9 protein-coding genes are annotated in these 11,822 nt (G+C 61.1%); all 9 read left to right on the forward strand.

Annotated features, from left to right (window positions below):
* The first annotated feature begins 8 nt into the window (after positions 1–8).
* On the forward strand, positions 9–1,529 hold the full coding sequence (locus tag EI290_RS17060) for a tagaturonate reductase (protein WP_125432838.1): 1,521 nt from the start codon (positions 9–11) through the stop codon (positions 1,527–1,529).
* Between the two features lie 180 nt (positions 1,530–1,709).
* The gene (locus EI290_RS17065; protein ID WP_125432840.1) at positions 1,710–3,365 is read left to right on the forward strand and encodes a UxaA family hydrolase; all 1,656 of its coding nucleotides are present in this window, start codon (positions 1,710–1,712) and stop codon (positions 3,363–3,365) included.
* 212 nt (positions 3,366–3,577) lie between these two features.
* Positions 3,578–5,008 carry a glucuronate isomerase gene (gene uxaC, locus EI290_RS17070; RefSeq protein WP_125432842.1) on the forward strand — a complete coding sequence of 477 codons (1,431 nt, stop codon included), beginning with the start codon at positions 3,578–3,580 and terminating at the stop codon, positions 5,006–5,008.
* A 149-nt stretch (positions 5,009–5,157) separates the two neighbouring features.
* A complete protein-coding gene (locus tag EI290_RS17075; protein WP_125432844.1) occupies positions 5,158–6,168 on the forward strand; it encodes a sugar kinase in 1,011 nt (336 codons plus the stop codon).
* Positions 6,169–6,247: 79 nt separating this feature from the next.
* On the forward strand, positions 6,248–6,916 hold the full coding sequence (locus EI290_RS17080; RefSeq protein WP_125432846.1) for a beta/alpha barrel domain-containing protein: 669 nt from the start codon (positions 6,248–6,250) through the stop codon (positions 6,914–6,916).
* Positions 6,917–7,086: 170 nt separating this feature from the next.
* Positions 7,087–8,445 (forward strand): MFS transporter, encoded by a 1,359-nt coding sequence (locus EI290_RS17085; protein WP_125432848.1) that lies wholly within the window; start codon positions 7,087–7,089, stop codon positions 8,443–8,445.
* 20 nt (positions 8,446–8,465) lie between these two features.
* Positions 8,466–8,942 (forward strand): nuclear transport factor 2 family protein, encoded by a 477-nt coding sequence (locus EI290_RS17090; protein WP_125432850.1) that lies wholly within the window; start codon positions 8,466–8,468, stop codon positions 8,940–8,942.
* 153 nt (positions 8,943–9,095) lie between these two features.
* A complete protein-coding gene (fbp, locus tag EI290_RS17095; protein WP_125432852.1) occupies positions 9,096–10,166 on the forward strand; it encodes a class 1 fructose-bisphosphatase in 1,071 nt (356 codons plus the stop codon).
* A gap of 96 nt (positions 10,167–10,262) precedes the next feature.
* A complete protein-coding gene (locus EI290_RS17100; RefSeq protein WP_125432854.1) occupies positions 10,263–11,804 on the forward strand; it encodes an aldehyde dehydrogenase family protein in 1,542 nt (513 codons plus the stop codon).
* The last annotated feature ends 18 nt before the right edge of the window (positions 11,805–11,822 follow it).

The following is an 11,822-nucleotide window of genomic DNA, read 5'->3' on the forward strand; positions in this document are numbered from 1 at the left end:
TTTTTCTCATGCCGCACCTATCCAGCCAGCTACTTTCCCCGGCACCCACCGGGACCGTGTCATTCCCCTCGGCCGAGCTGTCGGCCTTGCCTGAAAAGGTGCTGCAATTTGGCACCGGCGTGCTGCTGCGCGGCCTGCCCGATTACCTCATCGACAAAGCCAACCGCCAGGGTATCTTCAACGGCCGCATTGTGGTAGTGAAGAGCACCGATGGCGGTGATATTGACGCTTTCCGTCGGCAGGACGGCTTATATACGCTAGGCATCCGGGGCATTGCAGATGGCCAGGAGATTTCCGAAAATGTGGTGTGTTCGGCCATCAGTCGAGTGCTGTCGGCCAAAAGCCAGTGGGCCGATATCCTGGCCTGCGCCGCCAACCCCGAGCTGACGGTGGTGATTTCCAACACCACGGAAGTCGGCATTCAGCTCGTTTCCGACGACATTACTCAGAGCCCGCCCCAGTCGTTTCCCGGCAAGCTGCTGGCGTTTCTGCTGGCCCGCTACCGCGCGTTTTCGGGCGACAAATCCAAGGGGCTGGTGATTGTGCCCACCGAGCTGATTCCGGACAACGGCACCAAGCTGGAAAGTATCCTGCTGGAGCAGGCCCACCGCAACGGCCTCGATGCGGAGTTCATCGACTGGCTGGAAACCGCCAACCAGGTGTGCAACTCCCTGGTAGACCGCATTGTGCCCGGCCGCCCCGATGCCGCTACGCAAGCCGCCCTGGAAGCTGAGCTGGGCTACGAGGATGAGCTGCTGACCATGTCGGAGGTGTACACGCTGTGGGCTATTGAGGGCGATGCGCGCGTGAAAAGCGTGCTGAGCTTCGAGCAGGCCGACGCCGGCGTAATCGTGCAGCCCGATATTAACCTGTTCCGGGAACTGAAGCTCCGTTTGCTCAACGGCACGCACACGCTCAGCTGCGGGCTGGCCTTCCTGGCCGGCTTGCCCACCGTACGCGAGGCCATGGACGATGCAGATGTGGCCAGCTTTATGCACAACCTGCTGCTGGGCGATTTGCTGCCCGGTATTCCCTACGCCGTCGACGAAAAAGTGGGCCAGCGCTTCGGAATGCAGGTGCTGGACCGGTTCCGCAACCCGGCCATTGAGCACCGCTGGCTGTCGATTTCTATGAACTACACGGCCAAGCTGCAGATGCGCTGCGTACCTGTGCTGCTGCATTACCACCGTAAGCTGCGCGCCGTGCCGCACTACATGGCCCTGGGGTTTGCCGCTTACCTGCGTTTCATGCGCGCCGAACGGGAGGAGCAGGGCGTGTGGTACGGCGAAGCGAATGGCCAGGAATATCCCATTCAGGACGAAAAAGCCAGTTACTACGCTGGCCTCTGGCAGCGCCTGGAACCGGCCGAGCTGACCCGCACCGTGCTGCACAACCAAGCCCTCTGGGGCCACGATTTGCTGGCCTTGCCCGGTTTTGCCGACTGTGTAATCCGTTACCTGGAACAGCTGCTGGAGCAGGGCGCCCGCGCCACCGTAGCCCAGGCCCTCAACCGTAAAGTGGCAGTATAGAGACGGTAAACTAAAAAGAATGTCATAACGCCGTCCTTAAAAGAACGTCATGCTGAGTGCAGCCGAGGCATCTCTACCGCTTCGTTCTCACGACTGAGTTAGATTAGAGGTAGAGATGCTTCGGCTGCGCTCAGCATGACGCGGTTTTCCTTAAAGTCAAGAGCTGACAGCTCCCCGAAAATGAAGCACTTGGTAGCCAAAATTCACCCCGACGATAATGTGCTGGTTGCCCTCCAGGACCTGCCCATCGGCACGCCCGTAACCTGGGAAGGCACCACCGTTACCACTACCGCCCGCATACCCGCCAAGCACAAGCTGGCCCTGCAGTTTCTGGCCCCCGGCGACCCGGTGCACATGTACGGGGTGCTGGTGGGCAAAGCCGCCTCCGCCATTGAAACCGGCGGCCTGCTCACCACCGCCAACATCCGCCACGCTACCGACAGCTACAACGAGTACCAGCAGCGCCGCCAGGAGTGGCCCATGCCCGACGTGAGCCAGTGGCAGGAGCGCACCTTCCGGGGGTTTCACCGCGCCGACGGCCGCGTGGGCACGGCCAACTACTGGCTGGTGATTCCGCTGGTATTCTGCGAAAACCGCAACATTCAGGTGCTGGAAGAAGCCCTGGTGAATGACCTGGGCTACGCCCGCCGCAAAAGCTACCAGCCCCAAACCCAGGAGCTGATTTCGCTGATGCAGGCCGGTAAATCGGTGGAGGAAATTCTGGCTACCGACCTGCATTCCGCCGAGAATGGTGAGCACCGGCCCCGCCTGTTCCCGAATGTGGATGGTATCCGGTTCCTCACCCACGAAGGCGGCTGCGGCGGTATCCGCCAGGATGCCCAAACGCTCTGTGGGCTACTGGCCGGTTACATCACCCACCCCAACGTGGCCGGCGCTACGGTGCTGAGCCTGGGGTGCCAGAACGCGCAGGTGAGCATGCTGCAGGACGAAATCAATAAGCGCAGCCCCCACGGTTTCCAGAAGCCGCTCTACATTCTGGAGCAGCAGAAAGTTGGCACCGAGGAAGCCCTGATAAGCACGGCCCTGCGTCAGACGTTTGCCGGCCTGATGCTGGCCAACCAGCAAACCCGCCAGCCGGCCCCGCTCAGCAAGCTCTGCATCGGGCTGGAGTGCGGCGGCTCCGACGGTTTCTCGGGCATTTCGGCCAACCCCGCCGTGGGCCACGTCTCCGATTTGCTGGTGGCCCTGGGCGGTTCCGTTATCCTGGCTGAGTTCCCCGAGCTCTGCGGGGTGGAGCAGGAACTGGTGGACCGCTCGGTGGATACGGCCACGGCGGAGCGGTTTAGCTCCCTCATGAAAGCCTACGGCGACTCGGCCGTGGCCGTGGGCTCGGGCTTTGATATGAACCCTTCGCCGGGCAACATCCGGGATGGGCTGATTACTGATGCCATGAAATCGGCCGGGGCGGCTCGCAAGGGCGGTTTCTCGCCCGTGGTGGCCGTACTCGATTATCCCGAGCCTGTAACCCAGCCCGGCCTCAACCTGCTCTGCACCCCCGGCAACGACGTGGAATCGACGACGGCGGAAGTGGGGTCGGGCGCTACGGTGGTGCTGTTTACTACCGGCCTGGGCACGCCCACCGGCAACCCCATTGCCCCAGTGGTCAAAATCAGCAGCAACACAGCCCTGGCTCAGCGCATGCCCGATATCATCGACCTGAACACCGGCACTGTCATCGACGGGGAGGAAACCATTGAGCAGGCCGGCGCCCGCATTCTCGACTACGTGGTGCGCGTGGCCAGCGGGGAGGAAGTAGCCGCCGTGCGCCACGGTCAAACCGACTTTATTCCGTGGAAACGCGGGGTGAGTTTATAGTTTCAGGTTGCTGGTTGCGTCTAGCAGCAGAAGCAACCAGCAACTAGCAACTAGCAACTAGCAACCACTCACCTCCGACTACCGGCATCGTTTGCGTAGAAAAACTTGCCCAGCGCCGCCGAAAACGGCCTGTTCTGGGTGCAGTCCGAATACCTTTACTATTCCCGCCACCCACCGCTCTGCGGGTACCGCCCACTTCATTCGAGTTGATTATGAAGCCCTTCCTCAACGACGATTTTCTGCTGCAAACCGAAACGGCCCGCGTGCTCTACCACGAGTATGCCAAGCAGATGCCCATCATCGACTATCATAACCACCTGCTGCCCGAGCAGATTGCCGAGGACAAGCAGTTTGAGAATATCACCCAGGTGTGGCTTTACGGCGACCATTACAAGTGGCGGGCCATGCGTACCAACGGCATCCCGGAGCGCTACATCACCGGCGACGCCTCGGACTGGGAGAAGTTTGAGAAATGGGCCGAAACCGTGCCCCAAACCCTGCGCAACCCGCTCTATCACTGGACGCACCTGGAGTTGCAGCGCTATTTCGGCATCACGGAGCTGCTGAACCCCGGCAGCGCCCGCCGCATCTTCGACCAGTGCAATGCTCTGCTGCAAACCCCCGAGTACTCGGTGCGCAACCTGCTGCGCAAGATGAACGTGGAGGCCCTGTGTACCACCGACGACCCCTCCGACTCCCTGGAGCACCACCGCGCCCTGCAGGCCAGCGGCTTCGAAATTCAGGTGCTGCCCACATTCCGTCCCGATAAGGCCATGGCGGCGGAAGATGCGGCCAGCTACAACGCCTACCTCGGTAAGCTGGGAGAGTCGGCGGCCGTGGATATTCAAACCTACCACGACCTGCAAACGGCCCTGGGCCTGCGCCACGATTACTTTGCGGCCCTGGGCTGCCGGCTCTCCGACCACGGCCTAGAGCAGATTTATGCCGCGCCCTATACTGACTCGGAAATCAACGACATCTTTCGCAAGGTGAGAGGTGGGGCGGAGCTGACGGAAGGGGAGGTGCTGCAGTTTAAATCGGCGATGCTGGTGCTGCTGGCAGAAATGGACTGGGAGAAGGGCTGGACCCAGCAGTTTCATTTGGGTGCCCTGCGCAACAACAACGCCCGTATGCTGCGCCAGCTCGGCCCCGATACCGGCTGGGACTCCATCGGCGACTTTTCCCAGGGCCGGGCCCTCTCGCAGTTCCTGAACCGCCTGGATTCCCAGGACAAGCTGGCCAAAACCATCCTCTACAACCTCAATCCTGCAGACAACGAGCTGATGGCCACCATGATTGGTAACTTCAACGATGGCTCGGTGGCAGGCAAGGTGCAGTTTGGCTCCGGCTGGTGGTTTCTTGACCAAAAGGACGGCATGGAAAAGCAGCTCAACGCCCTGAGCAACATGGGCCTGCTGAGCCGTTTTGTGGGTATGCTCACCGATTCACGCAGCTTCCTTTCCTATCCCCGCCACGAGTATTTCCGCCGGGTGCTCTGCAACCTCTTCGGCACCGATGTGGAGAATGGCGAACTGCCCGCCGATCTGGAGCTACTCGGTGGCATCGTGCAGAACATCTGCCACGGTAATGCCAAAGCCTATTTCGGTTTCGAGAAAGTAGCCGCCGAAGCAGCCGCCGTGTAAGTGCAAGATGAACGTCATTCCAAGCGGAGCCGAGGAATCTCGCGTGCTAAGGGTTGAATACTACTGCACCGTCAGCACGCAAGGTTCCTCGGCTCCGCTCGGAATGACGTCCCCAAGTTTCCAAGTCCCCAAGTCCCCAAATCCCACCCATGAAGCAAGTCGTCACCTTTGGTGAAATCATGATGCGGTTGTCGCCCCCGCAGTACCAGCGGTTGTCGCAGGCAGCCTCCCTGGATATTACCTATGGTGGGGGAGATGCCAACGTGGCGGCCGGGCTGGCTTACCTGGGCGTGCCAGCGGCGCATGTCGGCTGCTTCCCGGATACGGCCGTGGGCCAGGCCGCCGCGCAGCACTTTCAGCACCACGGGGTAGATATGCGTCATTGCGTATTTCGGGGGCAGCGGCTGGGGTTATACTTTCTGGAAGTAGGCGCTTCCCTGCGCGCCAGCCGCATCGTGTACGACCGGTACGACTCGGCCTTCGCCAACCTGCAGCCGGAGTGGTTTGATTGGGACGCCGTGTTCCGGAATGCGCAGTGGCTGCACTGGACGGGCATCACGCCGGCCATTTCGGCAACGGCCGCCCAGGCAACCCGGGAAGCCATTGCCGCTGCCCGCCGCCTGGGCCTCACCGTATCGGCCGACGTGAACTACCGCCGCAACCTGTGGCAGTATGGGCAGCGCGCCCAGGACGTGATGCCCGAGCTGGTAGCCGGCTGCGACCTGGTAGTATGCACCGAGGGCGACGCGGAGGACCTGTTCGGCATCAAGCCCCAAGCGGGTGCCGAAAATACCTTCGTATCCATGAGCCGGCAACTGCTGGCGCGTTTCCCGCAGATCAAGCAGGTACTAGCTACCCGCCGCAACACCCAAAGCGCCTCCCACGAGCGAATCCGGGGTATTGCCTACAGCGGCGGCCACTACTACGAAACCGAGGACTTCGACATCAACCCCGTGGTGGACCGCATCGGGGGCGGTGACTCTTTTATCTCCGGCTTCATCTATGGGCAGCTAACCTATCCCACGGTGCAGCAGGCCCTCACGTTTGCCACGGCAGCCTCGGCCCTCAAGCATACCATTCCCGGCGACATTAACCTGGTAACCGCCGCCGAGGTGGAGCACATTGTTGCCGGTAACACCACCGGCCGCTTACTCAGATAGTTTCTAGTTGTTGGTTTCTGGTTGCTAGTTGTCAGCTGAACCAGAAACCAGAAACCAGAAACCAGAAACTCAACAAGAAATGCCCCGCTTCTCCTCCGATCAACTTCTCGAAACCGTGCTGCGCTACCCGGTGGTGCCAGTGTTCTTTCACGCCGATGCCGCGTTTGCCAAGCGAATTCTGGATGCGTGCTATGCCGGTGGGTTGCGGGTATTCGAGTTCACCAACCGGGGAGCCAATGCCTTTGAGGTCTTCTCGGAGCTGGCAGCGCATGTGCAGGCCAACTGCCCCGAGCTAGTGCTGGGTATTGGCACCATTTATACGGCAGAGGATGCCCAGCGCTTCATCCGGGCCGGGGCCGACTTTGTGGTGCAGCCCTGCCTCACGGCCGAGGTAGCCGAGGCCTGCCGCCGCAGCGGTACGCCCTGGCTGCCCGGCACCATGACGGTTTCGGAAGTGTACCAGGCTACTCGCTTGGGCGCGGCCATCGTGAAAATATTCCCCGGCAACGTGCTCGGGCCCGGCTTTGTCAAGAGCCTGCGCGGGCCCATGCCCACCGTGCCGCTGATGGTAACCGGCGGCGTGGAGCCCACCGAAACCAGCCTGCGTGAGTGGTTCGGCGCGGGCGTAAACGTGGTGGGCATGGGCTCCCAACTCTTCAAAAACCCCAACGACACCGAGGCCCTGAGCCGGCAGGTTGCCGCGCTGCTGGCCGTTGCCCAAACCGCCACATCACCGCTGTCATCCTGAGCATGTAGCGCATCAGGCCCGTGTCGAAGGATTTTATCACGGCGCAACCAGCATTTCTGAGGTGATAAAATCCTTCGCAAGCGCAGGATGACAGCGCCAACCGGTTGCCCCAACGGCCGGCTGCCTATTTCCCACTTTTCAGTATCAGCCCCCGAATTCCCATGAGCGCCATGATACAGACATCTACCGCCGCGCCGCCCGCCGCGCCTGCGGCTCCCGGCCTCGGCAAATACCGCTGGACCATCTGCGGGCTGGTGTTTTTCGCCACTACCGTCAACTACCTCGACCGGGCCGTTATTTCCCTGCTCAAGCCCTACCTCGAAACCGAGTTCCGGTGGAACGCGGGGGACTATGCCAATATTGAAATTGCCTTTAAGCTGGCATACTCTCTGGGAATGCTGGGCGTGGGGCGGGTCATTGACAGGCTCGGGACCAAAATCGGGTACGCCCTGTCAACTTTTCTGTGGAGCCTGGCCGCCATTGGGCACGCATTTGTGAGCAGTACTATCGGCTTTTCGGTGGCGCGGGCGTTTCTGGGGGTTACAGAGGCCGGCAACTTCCCGGCGGCCATCAAAACCACGGCCGAGTGGTTTCCGCAGCGGGAACGGGCCTTGGCCACCGGTATTTTCAACTCGGGCTCCAATGTAGGAGCCATTATTGCCCCGCTCACGGTGCCGCTCATTGCCGAAACTATTGGCTGGAAGTGGGCTTTTGTGATTACCGGGGCGTTGGGGTTTGTGTGGCTGGCCTTGTGGTTCTGGCTGTACGAGGTGCCCGCCCACCAGGCTCGCCTCACCAAAGCAGAGTTCGACTACATCCACAGCGACGTGGACGACCAGGCCGCGGCCGCCATTACCACCGAGCCCAAAGTATCGTGGTTTAAGCTGCTCACCTTCCGCCAGACCTGGGCCTTTGTGCTGGGCAAGTTCCTCACCGACCCGGTGTGGTGGTTTTACCTGTTCTGGCTCCCCGATTTTCTCAGCAAGCAGTATGGCCTCAAGGGCACCGATATTGCTTTGCCCGTGGCCCTGGTGTACCTGCTTTCCAGCGTGGGCAGCGTGGGCGGGGGCTGGATTCCGCTCAGCTTCATCAAGCAGGGCTGGGCTCCCTTCCGGGCCCGCAAAACCAGCATGCTGCTCATTGCCCTGTGCGTGTTCCCGATTGTGTTTGCCCAGCAGCTGGGGCAGGTGAATATGTGGCTGGCAGTGCTGGTAATTGGCATTGCGGCGGCGGCTCACCAGGCCTGGAGCGCCAACATCTTCACCACCGTGTCGGATATGTTCCCGAAGCGGGCCGTGGCCTCGGTGACGGGCATTGGAGGCATGGCCGGCGGGCTGGGAGGTATTCTGCTCTCGGCCCTGGTGCAGAAGCGCATGTTTGTGTATTACGAAGGCCTTGGGCAGCTGGATAAGGCCTATTTTATCATGTTCTGGATTTGCGGCGGGGCCTACCTGCTGGCCTGGGTGCTGATGCACTTCCTGGCCCCGCGGATGCGCCGTATCGACCTCGACGCGGCCCGGACGTCCTAATCCTCTTCTCTTGCTGAGTTATGAAAAAGCTGATGCTGTTGCTGGTCCTGCTGGGACTGGCCGGGCCGCTGCGTGCCCTTGCCCAAGCCTCCAAAAAAGACCAGGCCGCCGCCAAAGAGGTGGCGCTACTGGAACGCCAACGCTTCGAGGCCCAGGTGAAAAAGGACTACGCCGTGCTGGAAAAGGTGTTTGCTGAGGATCTGGTATATACCCACTCCAACGGCAAGCAGAACAACAAGCAGGAGTACATCCAGAGCATCCGGGACGGCAGAAGCCAGTACGACCAGATTGAGGTGGAAGCCCTGAACGTGCGGGCCTACCACCACGGCCGCACGGCCGTCGTCAACGGCACTATTACCATCACGCTGCCCCCCAAGCCTGACGGCACGCCCAACCTGGCCCACCTGAAATACGTGGTGGTGCAGATCAAAGACCCCCAAAAAGGCTGGCAGGTGGTGCTCTGGCAAAGCCAGAAACAGCCCGACAAAGGCATGTAGCTCGAAGCCTTTGCTTCGCGCATGGTTCGGGCGGACCAGCTGCCCCGCCGCCAAGACACCCACAGGTACGCGAAGCAAAGGCTTCACGCTGTAACCTCATTCCGCTTTCCCATCAGAATGCGCTGATGCGCTATTCGGCTCCTATTCAGTGCTATGAACCTGTCTGTTGAAAATACCATTGCCCAGCCGGTGGGCACTACCCTGGAGCGCTACATTATGCGCAAGCAGGCCGAGTTTCAGTTTGCCACCGGGGAGCTAAGCCAGCTGCTGCGCGACATTGCCCTGGCTGGTAAAATCGTGAACCGGGAGGTAAACCGCGCCGGCCTCACCAGCATTATCGGGAGCATGGGCCAGCAGAACGTGCAGGGCGAGGCCCAGCAAAAGCTGGACGTGGAAGCCAACATCCGCTTCATCCGGGCCCTTACCAATGGGGGCGAGGCCTGCGCCGTGCTCAGCGAGGAGGAGGACGACATCATCCAAACCGGCAACCGCCAGGGCAAGTACGTAGTGGCCATCGACCCTCTGGATGGCTCCAGCAACATCGACGTGAACATCAGCATCGGTACCATCTTCAGCATTTACCGCCGGGTGTCGCCGGTAGGAGAGGCAGCCACGGCGGCCGATTTTTTGCAGGGTGGCCGGCAGCAGGTGGCGGCGGGCTATATCCTGTACGGCTCCAGCACCATGCTGGTGTATACCACCGGCCACGGCGTGGCAGGCTTCACCTATGAGCAGTCCTTGGGCGAGTTTTTTCTCTCCCACCCCAGCATCACCATTCCGGCCAGCGGCACCGTGTTCAGCTGCAATGAAGGCTATTGGTTCGACTACCCCGAGTACGTGCGCCAGTACCTGACGGAGTGCAAGCGCCAGGGCCAGAGTGGGCGCTACGTGGGCTCCCTCGTAGCCGATTACCACCGCAACCTGCTTACGGGCGGCATCTACCTGTACCCGCCCACCGGCAAAAACCCCAATGGCAAGCTGCGGGTGCTGTACGAGGGCTTTCCGTTAGCTTATTTGATTGAGCAGGCCGGAGGCCGCGCCGAAACGGGTACCGGGGCGGTGCTGGACATTGTACCCACTGATTTTCACCAGCGTACTCCGCTGTTTGTGGGCTCGCCGGAACTGGTTGGCCGCCTGCTTGCGCCCCTGCAGGGAGCTCCGGCACGGGACCTTCTCAAACAAACTGCTCCTCAACCGGCTTCTACAGCCCAGCCGGCGGCATAATGCCGGAACCGTGTACCTTACTGGCCCAAGGCCGGCTGTTCTTCCCGTGTGCGCCGTTGTCCCTGGTTCGCGTCGCAACCCTATACCTTCTCCCTCATGGCAAAAATTGTTTCCCCGCAGGTTGAGTTTGGCTTCCTGCTGCAACAAACCAAAAGCGTAGCGCCCGAAATCTTCGCCCCCGATGGTCATGGGTTTCTCAACCTGCTGGAAGGCCGCTGGCAGGAGCCGGGCAAGCCCCGCGAGTTTATTTCCCCCATTGACGGTACCCAGCTCGGTTGGCTGCCCATGCTCGACCACGCCACTGCCCTGCGGGCCGTGCAGGCTGCCAAAAAGGAAGCCGCCGACTGGGCCCGCGTGGACCTGGATGAGCGTAGGCGCCGGGTGCAGGACTGCCTGAATCAGCTGCGCGACAACGTGGACCTGGTAGGCAAGCTGCTGATGTGGGAAATCGGCAAAACCTATAAGCTGGGCTTCACCGACATTGACCGCGCCATTGAGGGTGTGCAGTGGTACGTGGACAACATCGAAAGCATGCTGGGCACGCGCAAGCCCCTGGGGCTGGTCAGCAACATTGCCTCCTGGAACTACCCCATGTCGGTGCTGCTGCACGCGGTGCTGGTTCAGGCGCTGTGTGGCAACGCCGTTATTGCCAAAACGCCCACCGATGGGGGCTTCATTTCCCTGAGCCTGACCTTCGCCATTGCCCGCCGCTGCGGCCTGCCCGTTACGCTGGTAAGCGGCTCGGGCGGGGAGCTGAGCGACGTGCTGGTGAAGAATGAGGCCGTGGACTGCCTCAGCTTTGTGGGGGGGCGCTACAACGGCCGCAACATTGCCGATGCCCTCAGCCAGGAGCACAAGCGCTACATGCTGGAAATGGAAGGCGTGAACACCTACGGCATCTGGAACTTCTCGGACTGGGACGGCCTCTCGGATCAGCTCAAAAAAGGCTATGACTACGGCAAGCAGCGCTGCACGGCCTACGTACGCTTCGTAGTGGAGCGTCGCCTGTTTCCGCAGTTCGTGGAAACTTACTGGAATACCATCCGCAGCCTGAAAGTGGGCAACCCCACGCTGGTGGATTCTGCTGAGGATAAGCTGCCCGATCTGGCATTCGGTCCCGTTATCAACCGCGCCCAGGCCGAAGACCTGGACCGCCTCTACGCCGACGCGCTGAAAACCGGCGCCACGCCCATTTACGAGGGCAAGCTGGACGAAAGCCTGTTTCTGCCCGGCCAGGACCGCTCCGCTTACCGCGCCCCCCGGGCTCTGGTCAACCTGCCGCGCCAGAGCGAGCTGTACTTCAAGGAGCCCTTCGGCCCCATCGACAGCATTGTGCTGGTAGACCGCGTGGAGGAGCTGGTAGGCGAAATGAACATCAGCAACGGTGCCCTAGTGGGGGCTCTAGCCTCGGATGATGAGAAATGGGCCGCCCGCACCGCCAAAGAAGTGCGCGCCTTCAAAATGGGTATCAACAAGCTCCGCTCCCGTGGCGACCGGGAAGAAGTATTCGGGGGCCTGGGCGAGTCGTGGAAAGGTGCTTTCGTAGGCGGAGCTCTGCTGGTAGAGGCCGTAACCGAGGGCGAGAAGCCCATTTTGGGCAACTTCGAGGAGGCCACCCTGCTACCCGAGAAAATTTAAGCCGCTGGCTACGAAATA

The sequence above is a fragment of the Hymenobacter metallilatus genome, from assembly GCF_003944705.1.
GTDB classification, from domain to species: Bacteria; Bacteroidota; Bacteroidia; order Cytophagales; family Hymenobacteraceae; genus Hymenobacter; species Hymenobacter metallilatus.